General features: G+C 66.7%; 13 protein-coding genes. 8 read left to right on the plus strand and 5 right to left on the minus strand.

The window, feature by feature from the left end:
• Positions 1-141: 141 nt before the first annotated feature.
• Together ABE546_RS16085 and upp are read right to left on the minus strand one after the other, a co-directional pair.
• Positions 142-426: a PsiF family protein gene (locus ABE546_RS16085; protein WP_313217935.1), complete on the minus strand. Its 285-nt coding sequence runs from the start codon at positions 424-426 to the stop codon at positions 142-144.
• A 108-nt stretch (positions 427-534) separates the two neighbouring features.
• Positions 535-1,170 carry a uracil phosphoribosyltransferase gene (gene upp / locus ABE546_RS16090; RefSeq protein WP_070470290.1) on the minus strand — a complete coding sequence of 212 codons (636 nt, stop codon included), beginning with the start codon at positions 1,168-1,170 and terminating at the stop codon, positions 535-537.
• Between the two features lie 336 nt (positions 1,171-1,506).
• On the opposite strand from upp, the gene ABE546_RS16095 reads away from it, so the two are divergent.
• The 5 genes from ABE546_RS16095 (at position 1,507) to ABE546_RS16115 (ending at position 7,587) form a co-directional block, all read left to right on the plus strand.
• Entirely contained in the window at positions 1,507-4,077 is a 2,571-nt protein-coding gene (locus ABE546_RS16095) for a TonB-dependent receptor (RefSeq protein ID WP_346464476.1), read from the plus strand.
• Positions 4,077-5,201, plus strand: a complete 1,125-nt coding sequence (locus ABE546_RS16100; RefSeq protein WP_346464478.1) for a phytase — start codon at positions 4,077-4,079, stop codon at positions 5,199-5,201. The genes ABE546_RS16095 and ABE546_RS16100 overlap by 1 nt, the downstream gene beginning before the upstream one ends.
• Before the next feature lie 32 nt (positions 5,202-5,233).
• Entirely contained in the window at positions 5,234-6,583 is a 1,350-nt protein-coding gene (locus ABE546_RS16105) for a metallophosphoesterase family protein (RefSeq protein WP_346464500.1), read from the plus strand.
• A 49-nt stretch (positions 6,584-6,632) separates the two neighbouring features.
• A complete protein-coding gene (locus ABE546_RS16110) occupies positions 6,633-7,268 on the plus strand; it encodes an inorganic diphosphatase (RefSeq protein ID WP_313217943.1) in 636 nt (211 codons plus the stop codon).
• 79 nt (positions 7,269-7,347) lie between these two features.
• On the plus strand, positions 7,348-7,587 hold the full coding sequence (locus tag ABE546_RS16115) for a hypothetical protein (protein ID WP_346464480.1): 240 nt from the start codon (positions 7,348-7,350) through the stop codon (positions 7,585-7,587).
• Positions 7,588-7,600: 13 nt separating this feature from the next.
• Here ABE546_RS16115 and ABE546_RS16120 read toward each other — a convergent pair whose 3' ends face one another.
• Both ABE546_RS16120 and ABE546_RS16125 read right to left on the minus strand, forming a co-directional pair.
• A complete protein-coding gene (locus ABE546_RS16120; RefSeq protein WP_313217947.1) occupies positions 7,601-7,927 on the minus strand; it encodes a tetratricopeptide repeat protein in 327 nt (108 codons plus the stop codon).
• 31 nt (positions 7,928-7,958) lie between these two features.
• Positions 7,959-8,588 (minus strand): superoxide dismutase, encoded by a 630-nt coding sequence (locus ABE546_RS16125; RefSeq protein WP_346464482.1) that lies wholly within the window; start codon positions 8,586-8,588, stop codon positions 7,959-7,961.
• A 187-nt stretch (positions 8,589-8,775) separates the two neighbouring features.
• Between ABE546_RS16125 and ABE546_RS16130 the strand changes: the two genes are divergently transcribed.
• Both ABE546_RS16130 and ABE546_RS16135 read left to right on the plus strand, forming a co-directional pair.
• Entirely contained in the window at positions 8,776-10,191 is a 1,416-nt protein-coding gene (locus ABE546_RS16130) for a deoxyribodipyrimidine photo-lyase (protein WP_346464484.1), read from the plus strand.
• Positions 10,192-10,342: 151 nt separating this feature from the next.
• Positions 10,343-11,038 (plus strand): OmpA family protein, encoded by a 696-nt coding sequence (locus tag ABE546_RS16135; RefSeq protein WP_088432184.1) that lies wholly within the window; start codon positions 10,343-10,345, stop codon positions 11,036-11,038.
• Positions 11,039-11,308: 270 nt separating this feature from the next.
• On the opposite strand, the gene ABE546_RS16140 is transcribed toward ABE546_RS16135, so the two are convergent.
• Entirely contained in the window at positions 11,309-12,331 is a 1,023-nt protein-coding gene (locus ABE546_RS16140) for a LysR family transcriptional regulator (protein WP_121041912.1), read from the minus strand.
• A gap of 367 nt (positions 12,332-12,698) precedes the next feature.
• Here ABE546_RS16140 and ABE546_RS16145 point away from each other — a divergent pair, with 367 nt between their 5' ends.
• Positions 12,699-13,472, plus strand: coding sequence for an SDR family oxidoreductase (locus ABE546_RS16145; RefSeq protein WP_313217951.1), 774 nt, complete (start codon positions 12,699-12,701; stop codon positions 13,470-13,472).
• The last annotated feature ends 90 nt before the right edge of the window (positions 13,473-13,562 follow it).

Consider the following 13,562-nt stretch of genomic DNA (forward strand, 5'->3'; position numbering starts at 1 on the left):
CCACGTTACGCGTCCGAGGTTCATGAGGAGCCGGCCAGCGGCCGGCACTACCGTGGGGCGTCCGTCCAAGCAAGCCGGCAGGTGCCGACCGGTGGTCGGCACGGCACCCCACGGCACCGGGCATGAACCCGGTACGGCGCGTCAATGCGCCTTCAAACACCCACTCATGAACGTCTTGCGCGCATCGCCGGCCAGCTTCTTCGCCGCCGCATCGGCGTTACAGGTCTTCATGCGCTCCTGCGGCGTGCTCGCCGCCGGCGCCGGAGCGCTCAGGCAGGCCTTCTGCGCAGTCTTGTAGTCCTCGCCGGTCTTGCCTTTGTTCTTGGCCGAGCAATCGGCCATCCGCTGTTGCTGCGGGGTCGCCGCGCTGGCGATCACAGGGCCACCCAAAAACAGCAGACAGGCCAGCAGGGACAGGGTCTTCATGACGCAGCTCCACGCACGGGATGATGGTGCGCGCAGCTTCTGCCCGGCCATGGCCAGGCCGTGTGAAGCACCGGCGGCCGGTGCTGGCCGCCGGTCAGAACGAGCGGATCAACCGACCACGCGGGTCCCGAAGATGCGGTCGCCCGCATCGCCCAGGCCCGGCAGGATGTAGCCCTTCTCGTTGAGCTGGGCATCGATGGCGGCGGTGAAGATCTCCACGTCCGGGTGCACGGCCTGCACGGCGGCGATGCCTTCCGGCGCGGCGACCAGGAAGATGCCCTTGATGCGGCGGGCGCCAGCGCGTTTGAGCATGTCGATGGTGGCGATCAGGGTGCCGCCGGTGGCCAGCATCGGGTCCAGGATCAGCGCATCGCGCTCTTCCAGGCGGCCGGTCAGGCGCTCGAAGTAGGGCACCGGCTGCAGGGTTTCCTCATCGCGCTGCAGGCCGACCACGCTCACCCGCGCGGCGGGGATCAGCGAGAGCACGCCACTGAGCATGCCCAGGCCGGCGCGCAGGATCGGCACCACGGTGATCTTTGCCCCGGCAATGCGCTGCACCGTGACCGGGCCCGCCCAGCCGGCCATGGTGTGGGCTTCGGTCTCCAGATCGGCGGTGGCCTCATAGGCCAGCAGCCCACCGAGTTCATTGGCCAGCTCGCGGAAGTCCTTGGTGCTCAGGGACGCATCGCGCATCAGGCCGATCTTGTGCTGCACCAGCGGATGGCGCACTTCGACGATTTTCATGGGGGAATCAGGGGAGAGGAGAGGTCACTAGTGTGCCGCAACGCCCAACCGAAGCCAAAAGCCGAAGCCGCCACGCCCGGTAGTGCCGAGCCATGCTCGGCAGGCCCGCCAATGCCGAAGCCGACGCTCGGCAGGCCCGCCAGTGACGAAGCCGACGCTCGGCAGGCCCGCCAATGAAGAAGCCGATCACCGGCGCACCCGTCAACCCGAGGCAGCCGAGCATGGCTCGGCTCTACCCAGACCCCGATCTCCGCCCTTGATGTCCCCGGTGTCATCCTCATGCAACCTCCCGGACATACCGTGCTGACCCATTCTTTACACAGATTGGGGAATGCAGTGCAGAAGAAGCGTCCGTTGGGCCTGGCGATCAGCCTTTCGTTGCTGGCGGTGATCACCCCGTCGGCCCATGCCGCCGATACGCCCGATGGCAGCACCGTGGCCGGCAGCGCCGCCGCCGGTGCCGCCGCCATCGATCTGGACCGGGTCGAAGTCCGCCCGCAGCTGGAGTCGCAGACCCGCGCGGTCGACCTCAAGCGCAGCAGCGATGCGATCGAAGATGCGGTGTCTTCCGATGCCATGGGCGTCTATCCGGACCAGAACGTGGCCGAATCGCTGCAGCGCCTGCCGGGCGTCAGCGTCACCCGTGACCAGGGCGAGGGGCGCTTCGTGGTCATCCGTGGCCTGGATGCCAACCTCAACAGCGTCAGCGTCGATGGCATCGCGATTGGTACGCCGGAGGATTCCAGCCGCGCTGCACCGCTGGACGTGATTCCCTCCGACTCGACCGAGCGCCTGCGCGTGGTCAAATCGCCCACCCCGGACATGCCCGGCGACGCGATCGGCGGTGCGATCCTGGTCGAGTCCGCCTCGGCGTTCGACCGCGAAGGCCGCAACCTGCGCGGCAAGATCGAAGCCAGCCATCAGCAGCTCTCCGGCAACACCAGCCCCAAGGCCGCGATCAACTACAGCGAAGTGTTCGCCGATACCTTCGGCGTGGCGTTGGGGGTGAACTACCAGAACCGCAAGTTCGAATCGGACAACACCGAAGTGGAGTACGGCGAGTTCGACGGCGGTGCCGAGGACGACCTGTTCGCCACCAGCCTGCAGCAGCGCAAGTACGAGATCGAGCGCAAGCGCATCGGTGCGAACCTCAATCTGGATTGGCACCCGGATGACGACAATCGGTATTACCTGCGCACGCTGTACAGCCAGTTCGACGATGCCGAAACCCGCCAGCGCACCATCTTCAACTTCGGCGATGGTGACGTCACCGCGCTGGGCAGCAACCAGTACCGCGTCGATGACCTGCCGGCCGATGCGATCCAGAAGCGCATGCGCTACCGCACCAAGAAAGAAAACACCTTCACCACCAGCGCCGGCGGCGAGAACCGCCTGACCAATGCGGTGGTCGATTACAAGGTCGGTTACACGCGTACCGAAGAGCGCGTCAACGATGAGATGGAGGCGCGTTTCGAGTACAACGGCGATGACCTCGGCGCCAGCGTCGATCAGAACAGTGGCATCCCGCGCTACAGCCTGACCAGCGCGCAGTGGATGGACAACGGCAACTACGATTTCGATCGTTTTGTGGTGTCGCCCAAGCAGGTCAACGACAGCGAGCGCAGTGCGCAGATCAACGTGCGCTTCGATGGCGATGCCTCCAGCATCAAGTTCGGCCTGCTCGGGCGCTGGCGCGACCGCGACGTCAATGTCGATGAGCGCGAACTGCGCGTTGGTCCGGACGTGGCGCTGTCGGACTGGACCACCTCCACCCCCGATCACCGCGGCGGCAGCCTCGGCCAGGGCATGAGCTCGGATGCCATGCGCCGCTACTGGGCGCAGTCCGGTGGCCAGTACAGTGCCCGCCCGCAGGATGCCGGCGGCAATGCGCTGACCTCGCTGGAAGAGGATTACACCGCCAGTGAGGACATCTTCGCCAGCTACGTGATGGGCACCTGGGATGTCGGCGCGCTGCGCATCATCGGTGGCGTGCGTGTGGAGAACACCCAGTTCAGCGCCACCGGCAACAGCGTCGAGGTGGCTGGTAACGGCCGCAGCTTCACGGTCACCCCGTTGAGCGTGAGCCGCAGCTACACCAACGTGCTGCCTGGCCTGCACCTGCGTTATGACGCCGGTGATGACTGGGTGCTGCGTGCGGCCGCCAACAAGACCGTGTCGCGCCCGTCGTTTGGCGATGTGGCGCCGCGGGTCGGCCTGAGCCGCGGTGACGAGGAAGTCCGGATCGGCAATCCGCAGCTGGATCCGTATGAGTCCAGGAACATCGACCTGTCGCTCGAGAAGTACATCGGCAGCACCGGCATCGTGTCGCTGGGCGTGTTCCACAAGTCGATCGACGGCTACATCGTCAACACGGTGAGCAACAACGATCCGGCGTATCCGGACTTCGAGGTCACCCGGGTGATCAACGGCAACAGGGCCACGGTGAAGGGTGCCGAGTTCAACTGGCAGCAGCAGCTCGCCTTCCTGCCGGCCGGTTGGGATGGTCTGCTGGTCGGCGCCAGCGGTACCTGGCTGGATACGGATTTCGATCCGGGCGTGGCCGGCCGCGAGCGCGACGACTTCATGCTGCCGCGTGCCTCCAAGCACGTGTACAGCGCGCACATCGGCTATGAAAAGGCCGGCTTCAGCACCCGCGTGGCCGCGGTCTACCGCAGCGAGTATCTGGATTCACTGGGCGACAGTCGCGCCTATGACATCTATGTGGCGCCCAACACCCAGCTCGATTTCAGCATGGACTACAAGATCACCTCCAACGTGAGCGTCTACTTCGAAGCCCAGAACCTGCTCGACAAGCCGCTGGAGCTGTACCAGGGCGTGCGCTCGCGCACCCTGCAGAACGAAGAATACGGCCGCACCTACGCCCTCGGCCTGAAGGTGGCCCTGTGATGCGCGCGTCCCATGGTCTGAGCCTGCTCGCACTGGCGCTGTTGACCGCCTGCCGGCCGGCAGCCGCGCCCGACGCAGCGGCGCCGGCCCCGGGGGTCGCACCGACCGGCACCGACGCCTCCACGCCACGTGATGTGGCCACCGTCGCCGAGGCGTTCCTCACTCCGATGACCCCGGACGACAACATCGACTCCCCGGCCAGCTGGACCACGCCCGAGGGCCAGGTCTGGTTGATCGCCACCGCCAAGGCCACCGACAAGCTGGTGGTCTACGACGGGCAGACCGGGGCGAAGCTGCGTGACGTCGGCAGCCTCGGCACCGCGCCGGGTCAGTTCGATCGCCCCAACGGCATTGCCGTGGTCGATGACCTGGTGCTGATCGTGGAGCGTGACAGCCACCGTGTGCAGGTGCTGCAGCTGCCGGATTTCAGCCCGCTGGGCGTGTTCGGCGCCGATGATCTGCGCAAGCCGTACGGGCTGTGGGTGAACAAGCTCGGCAACGGCTACGACGTGTACGTCACCGATTCCTACGACGCCGGCGAAGACGCGCAGGGCAACGACGTGCTGCCGCCGCTGGCCGAACTGGACAAGCGCGTGCGGCGTTACGCGCTCACCGTGCAGGGCGGCAAGGCGCAGGCTGCGCTCACCGCCAGCATCGGTGACACCACCGAAGCTGGCGCGCTGCGGGTGGTCGAATCGATCTGGGGCGACCCGGCCAACGACCGCCTGCTGATCGCGGAAGAAGACGAAACCTACGCCAGCGAGTTCAAGGTCTATACGCTGGAAGGCCGCTTCAGTGGCACCACGTTTGGCCGCGATGCCTTCCAGGCCCAGGCCGAAGGCGTGATGCTGCGGACCTGCGGCAAGGACGGTTGGTGGATCACCACCGAGCAGGGCAAGCAGCGCAGCGTGTTCCATCTGTTCGACCGGCACAGCCTGAAGCATGTCGGTGCGTTCCAGGGCAACACGGTGGCCAACACCGACGGCATCTGGTCGATGCAGGCACCGTCCGCGCGTTTCCCGCATGGCGCGCTGTATGCCGTGCACGATGACCAGGGCGTGGTCGCCTTCGACTGGGCGAGCATCGCCAAGCAGTTGTCGCTGCCGCTGGAGTGCGGCGCGTGAGCCGCGTTCCTGCCGCCCTGACCGCGCTGACGATGGCGCTGCTGCTGTGCAGTGGCAGCGCCTCGGCAAAGAAGGGCCCCGAGACCGGTGCCGAGCCCAACACCCAGGTGCCGGCCGGCAACCGCCACTACGCGGCGACCGGCTTCCCGGACCGCCTGGTCGCCTCGCCGGCGCAGGACGCCGCACGGGGCTTCTCGGTTGCGTGGCGCACCGACACCTCGGTCAAGGCGCCGGTGCTGGAGTGGGTCGCCGCTGGCGACTCGCCGGATGTGGGCACGCCGACCCGGATCACCGCCACCACGCAGGCGCTGACCACCGAACTGGGCGCGTCCCATCATCACCGTGCCGACATCACCGGCCTGCAGCCGGATACGCTTTACCTGTGGCGCGTGCAGGGTCAGAACACCTGGAGTGCATGGAACCAACTGCGCACCGCCGGCCGTGCCGAGCAGCCGCTGACGTTGTTGTACTTCGGTGATACCCAGAACAAGAACCTCAGCCACGTCTCGCGGGTGATGCGGGCCGGCATCAAGGCCGCCCCGGACGCGCGCCTGAGCCTGTTCGCCGGTGACCTGGTCAGCGGGGGCGACGGGCAGGACGACAGCGAGTGGGGCGAGTGGTTCGCCGCTGCCGGCTGGCTGCCGCAGGAGACCGCCGTGGCCCCCGCGATCGGCAACCACGAGTACTTCGAGGAGTTTGAAGACACCCCGCAGGAGCGTCGCGTGCTCGGCCGCCATTGGCCGGTGACGTTCGCACTGCCGCGTAATGGTGTGGACGCCGCGGATACCAGCACCTACTGGTTCGACTACCAGGGCGTGCGCATCGCCGTGCTCGACGGCACCTCCGCGCTCGATCTGGGCACCGCCAAGGCGCAGGCCGCCTGGCTGGACACCGTGCTGGCGGAGAATCCGCACCCGTGGAGCATCGTGCTGCTGCACCAGCCGTTCTATTCCCCGCGCGAGGGCCGCGAGAACACCGAACTGCGCGATGTGCTGCTGCCGGTGGTGCGCCGCCACCAGGTCGATCTGGTCCTGCAGGGCCACGACCACACCTACGGCCGCCGTGGCGAAGGCCAGGGCGCGACGCCACAGTTCGTGGTCACCGTGGCCGGGCCGAAGCAGTACCGGCTGTCCGATGAGGCCCGCGCCACCATGGCGCCGGTCGGCGAGGACACGCAGCTGTTCCAGGTGCTGAAGTTCGATCCCAGCCACCTGCGTTACGAGGCGCGCACCGTCACCGGCCGCCTGTACGACGGCTTCGAGTTGACACGCGGCACCGATGGCCGCAAACAGAAAGCCGAACTGACGCAGGGACGCATCGCCCCCCGTGACTGCACGCGCGCCCAGACCCTGAAGGGCCGCGCCGACCGTTGCTGGGAATGACCGACCGGCCGGGCCGCTGCGGCGCGCCCGGCCATTCGTGGAGACTGAGATGATCCATCGCCGTTCCCTCGGGCTGGCCGTATTGGCCGCCTCGCTGCTGCTGCTCGCCGGTGCCAGCGTCGCCGGCAACGCCGTCCTGCACCCCTTCCTCGCCGCGCAGCCGAAGAACGCGCCGGACGAAGTGCATCTGGCCGTGGAGATCCCGGCCGGCAGCTTCACCAAGTACGAGATCAAGGAGGACGGTCTGGTCCACGTGGACCGCTTCCAGTCGATGCCGGTGGCGTACCCGGCCAACTACGGCTCGATGCCGCGCACCCTGGCCGGCGACAACGACCCGCTCGACGCACTGGTGCTGACCCGCGAGCCGTTGCATCCCGGCGTGATCGTACGGTTCCGTCCGATCGGCTTCCTGAAGATGGTCGATGACGGGGAGCAGGATGAAAAGGTCATCGGCGTGCCGACCGACAAGATCGATCCCACCTACGCCAACATCCGCGATCTGGATGACCTGCCGCTGATCGAGCGGCAGCGCATCGAAGCCTTCTTCCGGGTCTACAAGGATCTGCCGGCCGGTCGCAATCCGGTCCAGCTCAACGGCTGGGGCAATGCCGCCGAGGCCAAGGCGCTGATCCGTACCTCCATGCAGCGCTTCGATGCGCAGCAGCGGCGCGCGAAAGGCGATTGATTTTTTCGTCCGCTATGCTCAGTGTTGGTCGCCTGCGCATCGTCGATGTCAGGCTTTTCAACGGAGTGGGCGGCAGCACATGGAAGAGGAGATCAAGCGCGGCGTACTGACCGTGATCCACTGGATCGTGGTCGGCTTCATCGTGCAGATTCTGGTGTTCGGTATCGGGCGCGTCGCGCTGTTCGCCTTCAGCGGCGGCCGCTTTGGAAAAGACGATTGGACGGCCGCACACCAGAACTGGACCTATTTCACCGGCTTCGCGGTGATCGCTTTGGTGTGGACCCTGATCGCGCTCTACAACAACGGCCTGCTCTGGTAGCGGTGCCGGGCGATCACGCCCGGCCCGCGTCTGTCTTCTGCAGCCGCCGCAGGAACACGGCCATCTCCTTGACCGCCTGCTTGTCGCCGTTGGTCTCGGCGACAGCACTGCCTTCCCGCCACGCCTGTGCTGCCGCGTCCGTATCGCCGGCCGCCAGATGTGCCTTACCCAGCCATTTCCAGCCCGCCGAGTAGCGCGGATCCTGTGCGACACAGCGCTGCAGATGGATGACCGCCTCCGCGCTGTCGCCCGCGTCGAGCAGGGCCTTGCCCAGGCCGAAGCGGAGCAGAGCGCTGTCGCGTCCACGCTCGAGCAGGCGTTGCAGTGCGGGGATATCCATCGATGCGTCTACCGTGCAGTAGCGGCGCCCATCAACGGCCGCCGGCCGCCTGGTAACGGCGCGCCACTTCGGCCCAGTCGATCAGCTCGAAGAAGGCGGCGATGTAGTCCGGGCGGCGGTTCTGGTAGTTGAGGTAGTAGGCGTGTTCCCACACATCCAGCCCCAGGATCGGCGTGCCGCCGGAAAGGCCGGCGAACTCGCCCATCAACGGGTTGTCCTGGTTCGGGCTGCTCTCCACCCGCAACGTGCCATCACGGCTCAACGTCAACCACGCCCAGCCACTGCCGAAACGGGTCTGCGCAGCCTTGGTGAAGGCGTCCTTGAACGCGGCGTAGCCGCCGAGGTCGCGCTCGATGGCGGCCGCAACAGTGCCGTCCGGCTGGCCGCTGCTGGCGGTCAGCACCGTCCAGAACAGGCTGTGATTGGCATGCCCGCCGCCGTTGTTGCGGACGGCGTTGCGCACCCCCTCGGGCAGAGAGCCGATATCGGCGATCAGTGCATCGATATCCGTGCTCTGGACCCCGGCATCGGCGAGCGCGACATTGAGGTTGGTGATGTAGGTCTGGTGGTGCTTGGCATGATGGATTTCCATCGTGCGTGCGTCGAAGTGCGGCTCGAGTGCGTCGTAGGCATAGGGCAGGGCGGGGAGGGTGTAAGCCATGGTTATCTCCGGAAGAGCAGGTGAGGGTGGTGCCGGCACGCAGCACGGTGATGCCACGATAGAACCTCAAGCACGATTGAGGTCAAGCGCGGCGGAGTGGAACAGTACGGACCACCCACGCGTAACCGCTGCCTGTCCTTCACCTGCACTGGCTATCATTGCCTCAACAATCTTCCGGGGTAGTCTCGTGTCGGTAGCGCTGGTGTGGTTTCGTCGTGATCTGCGGTTGCAGGACAACCCGGCCCTGCAGGCCGCCTTGGACGCGGGCCACGTGCCGGTGCCGGTCTACATCCATGCGCCGCAGGAGGAGGGTGACTGGGCCCCGGGTGGTGCGTCGGACACGTGGCTGCATCGTTCGCTGGCGGCGCTGGACGCCGACCTCCGCGCACGCGGCTCGGCGCTGGTGCTGCGCCAGGGCGACAGCCAGGCACAGCTGCAGCAGCTGATCGAGCAGACCGATGCTGTCGCGGTGTACTGGAACCGAAAGTACGAGCCAGCCACGCAGCCACGCGATGCGAAGATCAAGCGGGACCTCCGCGAGCTGGGCATCGAGGCCGAAAGCCACAACGGCAGCCTGATGTTCGAACCGTGGGACGTAGCGACCCAGCAGGGCGGGCCGTACAAGGTGTTCACCCCGTTCTGGCGCAATGCGTTGACCCGTCTGCAGCTGTCGGCACCCACACGCTTGCCGGACCGGCTGCCTGCGCACACCGCGAGCGGCGAGAGCCTCGACGCGCTCGGCCTGGCGCCGTCGATTCCGTGGGATCGGCAGTTCTGGGACCACTGGCAACCGGGCGAGGCGGGCGCGCACGAGGCGCTGGGCGTCTTCATCGACGGTGCGCTCAACGGTTATCGCGAGCAGCGTGATCTGCCGGACCGGGTCGGCACCTCGATGCTGTCGCCGCATCTGCATTTCGGCGAGATCGCACCGTGGCAGATCGCGCGTCGTCTGCAGGCCGAGCGCAGCGCCAGTCGCGATGCCGACATCGACGGCTACATCCGCGAGTTGGGCTGGCGCGAGTTTTCGTATCACCTGCTGCATCACTACCCGCAGACCCCGGATCACAACCTCAACCCGCGCTTCGATCAGTTCGACTGGGCCAAGCCCGATGCCGACGCGCTGCGTGCGTGGCAGCAGGGGCGCACCGGCATCCCGATTGTCGATGCCGGCCTGCGTGAGCTGTGGGCGACCGGATACATGCACAACCGCGTGCGCATGATCGTCGCCAGCTACCTGTGCAAGCACATGCGCCAGCATTGGCGCGAGGGTGCACGCTGGTTCTGGGACACCCTGGTCGACGCGGATCTGGCCAACAACACCATGGGGTGGCAATGGGTTGCCGGCACGGGGGCGGACGCGGCGCCTTACTTCCGGATCTTCAATCCGGTGACGCAGTCGCAGAAGTTCGATCCGCAGGCGCGCTACATCACGCGCTGGGTACCCGAACTGGGGGCACTACCGGTGAAGGCGCGCTTCGCCCCGTGGCAATCGCCGCAGCTGCTGGCCGAGCTCGCGCCCGGGTATCCGACCCTGCCGCTGGTGGATCTGAGCGAGGGTCGGGATGCCGCGTTGGCAGCGTATCGGCATACCGGCGGGGCGTGACCGGCGTCCCGTAAAAGTCGCTTTCGCCGTAACCGTTTACCTGAACAGGGAGCTGCCGAGCGTGCCATTCATCATGCCGGCATCGCGTTGGGCTGTTTATGCTCTTCACGGCCCGCACGCCGGCGCCGTCCGGTAACCAAGGAGAAACCTCATGATTCGACCCGCAACCCGCAACGTGGCCCTGGCCCTGATGACTGCTGCCGCCCTGACGGCCTGCGCCACCGGTGGCTCCTACGTGCAGAGTGACCAGTACGGCAATCCCGTCGAGCAGCAGAACCGCACCGGCCGCAATGCCCTGATCGGTACCGCCGTCGGCGTCGCCGCGGGCCTGCTCAGCGGCAACAGCGCCACCGAGCGCCGCCAGCACGCCATGATCGGTGCCGGTATCGGCGCACTGAGCGGCGCGGCCGTCGGCCAGTACCAGGACCGCCAGGAACGCGCGCTGCGCGAGCGTACCGCCAACACCGGTATCGACGTCTCCCGTAATGGCGACAACCTGGTCCTGAACCTGCCGGACGGCATCACCTTCGATTTCGGCAAGTCCACGCTGAAGCCGCAGTTCTACAGCTCGCTCAACGGCGTGGCCAGCACGCTGGCCGAGTACAACCAGACCATGATCGAAGTCGTCGGCCACACCGACAGCATCGGCAGCGATGCGGTCAACAACCGCCTGTCCAAGGAACGTGCCGATTCGGTCGCCGCCTACCTGGCCGGCCAGGGCGTGCAGCGCGCCCGTATCGAAACCCTGGGTGCCGGCAAGGCCTACCCGATTGCCGACAACAACACCGATGCCGGCCGCGCGCAGAACCGCCGTGTCGAGATCCGTGTGATTCCCTTGCAGCAATAACAGCGCGCCAGCGCGCTGTTATTGCGTGTTGCGACCCGCAGGCTCGCAACACAAAAATGCCGCCCTTACAGGCGGCATTTTTTGTAGGTACCGGCCGTTGGCCGGTACGCCCGGAACAACTCCGTCCGCTCGCACACCCACACGACCGCACCGCCCAAACGACCGCACCGCCCAAACGACCGCACCGCCCAAACGACCGCACCGCCCACACGACCGCACCGCCCAAGGGCGGCGTTGTCGTTCATACGGCACTGCGCTGATGAAGCAGCACTACCCCGCGGTCACCGTCTCCAGAATCCGCTTCCCGGCCGCCTGCAGCTCCGTTTCCACCTGGGTCTGCTGCTGCTTGGCCAGCTTCGCCGCCGGGCATTGCGCAAGCATGTAGTTGGCATCGAAGTTCATCTTCTCGACCAGGAAATCGACGAACGCGCGCACCTTCGGCGAGACCAGCCGGCCGCCGGCGAACACCGCGTTGAAGTCCACTTCCGGCCCGGTCCAGCCGGCCAGCACGCGGCGCACCATCCCGGATTCAACGAATGGCTTGGCCATCACGTCACCGGTCAACAGCAACCCTTCGCCGCACACCAGTGCACCGTTCAACGCCGAAGGATCATTGGCCACCAGCAGCGGATTGACCGGGAAATCGAGCAGCTCGCCCCCGTTCTCGCCCAGTTGCCAGAAGAAGCGGTTGTTGTTGAGGTTGCGCGCTTTGCGCATGGCCAGGATGCGGTGGAACTGCAGCTCATCCGGATGCAGCGGCTCGCCGTAGCGTTCGATATAGGCCGGGCTGGCGAATACCTGCGTGCGCAGGCTGCCAAGCTTGCGCGCGACCAGGTTGGAGTCGGGCAGGGTGCCCACGCGCAGTGCCAGATCCGCTTCACCGGCGATCAGGTCGAGCTTCTCGTTGCCCAGATGCATGTCCAGCTGGATTTCCGGGTATTGCGCATGGAACTGGCCGAGCAGCGGCGCGATCCAGGTGATGCCGATCGAGTAGGGCACGGTGAAGCGCAGCCAGCCGCGCGGGCCGGACTGCAGCTGGTTGACCGCACCTTCGGCTTCTTCCAGCTCGCGTGCGATGCGCTGGCAATGCTCGTGATAGACCGAGCCGGCCTCGGTGAGGCCGAGGCGGCGGGTGGTCCGGTGCAGCAGGCGTGCGCCGAGACGCGTTTCCAGTTCCTGCACTTTGCGGCTCACCGTCGTCTTGGGGAGCCCCAGTGCAGTGGCGGCGGCGATGAAACTGCCTTGCTCGACCACTTTGACGAAGATCAGCGTGTCGTTGAGATCGTGGGCCATGACGGGATCCAAAGTCGGGGGAGGGGAAGAGTGCCGCAAATGATTGTGCCGGGCACGGGATGATTATTCCCCTAAATCCGGACTAATCAAGGGGGAGTTTGAGGACTAATCTGGCGCCATTCCAGATATGAAGGACGACAACCATGTGGTTGCGGAACATTCTTGGCCGCCTGCGTAGCGGCCCCAACGCCCCGCTGGACCTCGCGATGACCGTGGAAGTCCGTCCGGGCTCCTTGTCCCGCAAGGCTTTTCGGGAGTTTACCCCGCCTGCCAACATGCAGCGCGGCGGCAGCTTCCGGCTGGGCTCGCGCAATGGCGACCGACTGGGTCGAATTGGGATTATCCCGGCGACGGGAGTGAAAGTCCCATGAATGGGACATTGGCCCCCGAGGTGCTGGTGCTCGGTGGCACCGGCAGCGTGGGCCAGGGGATCGTGGCGGCCTTGCTGGAGGCCGGCAGCCCCGTGTTGGTGGTCGGCCGCGACCCCGGCCGGCTGGCCGCGCTGCAGGAGCAGTTCGCCGATGAGCCGGGGCTGGAAGTCCTGCTCGGTTCGCTGGGCGACGACGCCTCGGCGCGCACCGTGGCCGAGCGCGTCGGCGGACGTCCCCGCGCGCTGGCGGCCGTGGTGGATGCGATGGGCGGGCCGTACAACCGTGGGCGGGTGACCGACCGCAGCGGCGATGCGCTGTTGCAGGCGCTGCTGGCCGACGTGATGCCGCACGTGCATGCCGGCCGCCATCTGCTGCCGCTGGTGCGCGGTGGCGCCCAGGTGCGGCGCTACGTGCTGGTCGGCGGGCCGGCCGGCTTCAAGCCGTGGGCCGGGCACGGTGAGTCCTCCATCACCATGTCCGCCACGCGCATGTACGCGCAGGTGCTGCACCAGGAAGCCCAGGCACTGGGCGTGCGCGCGCAGATGCTGGAAGTGTGCGATCCGGTGTGCACCCCGGCCAATGCGGCCAAAGCCTGCATCGAATGGCCGAGCGCGCTGCTCGTCGGCCGTCGTGTGGTCTCGCTGCTCGACAACTGCACCGACAACCGCGCCATCGTGCGCTGCGATGCACGCGATGCCGAACTGCCGCGCGGGCTGCTGCATCTGGACCGCCCCCCGCCGATGTCGCGCGACACGGTCGGCACGGCTTGACCTCTACCAAGGTTCAGGTCCCAGGCTACGCCCCCCACGTCGCCCCACGTTTTCGATTCTGTATCACCACCCCTACGTACGGATGCATGA

The sequence above is a fragment of the Stenotrophomonas sp. TWI377 genome, assembly GCF_039674525.1.
GTDB lineage: Bacteria > Pseudomonadota > Gammaproteobacteria > Xanthomonadales > Xanthomonadaceae > Stenotrophomonas.

Excerpts from the sequence above, each read along its gene's own strand:
- ABE546_RS16085 (WP_313217935.1), bottom strand. The coding sequence starts at position 426 with ATGAAGACCCTGTCCCTGCTGGCCTGTCTGCTGTTTTTGGGTGGCCCT.
- ABE546_RS16140 (WP_121041912.1), bottom strand. The coding sequence starts at position 12,331 with ATGGCCCACGATCTCAACGACACGCTGATCTTCGTCAAAGTGGTCGAG.
- upp (WP_070470290.1), bottom strand. The coding sequence starts at position 1,170 with ATGAAAATCGTCGAAGTGCGCCATCCGCTGGTGCAGCACAAGATCGGC.
- ABE546_RS16135 (WP_088432184.1), top strand. The coding sequence starts at position 10,343 with ATGATTCGACCCGCAACCCGCAACGTGGCCCTGGCCCTGATGACTGCT.
- ABE546_RS16125 (WP_346464482.1), bottom strand. The coding sequence starts at position 8,588 with ATGGCTTACACCCTCCCCGCCCTGCCCTATGCCTACGACGCACTCGAG.
- ABE546_RS16120 (WP_313217947.1), bottom strand. The coding sequence starts at position 7,927 with ATGGATATCCCCGCACTGCAACGCCTGCTCGAGCGTGGACGCGACAGC.
- ABE546_RS16100 (WP_346464478.1), top strand. The coding sequence starts at position 4,077 with ATGCGCGCGTCCCATGGTCTGAGCCTGCTCGCACTGGCGCTGTTGACC.
- ABE546_RS16145 (WP_313217951.1), top strand. The coding sequence starts at position 12,699 with ATGAATGGGACATTGGCCCCCGAGGTGCTGGTGCTCGGTGGCACCGGC.
- ABE546_RS16110 (WP_313217943.1), top strand. The coding sequence starts at position 6,633 with ATGATCCATCGCCGTTCCCTCGGGCTGGCCGTATTGGCCGCCTCGCTG.
- ABE546_RS16115 (WP_346464480.1), top strand. The coding sequence starts at position 7,348 with ATGGAAGAGGAGATCAAGCGCGGCGTACTGACCGTGATCCACTGGATC.
- ABE546_RS16105 (WP_346464500.1), top strand. The coding sequence starts at position 5,234 with ATGGCGCTGCTGCTGTGCAGTGGCAGCGCCTCGGCAAAGAAGGGCCCC.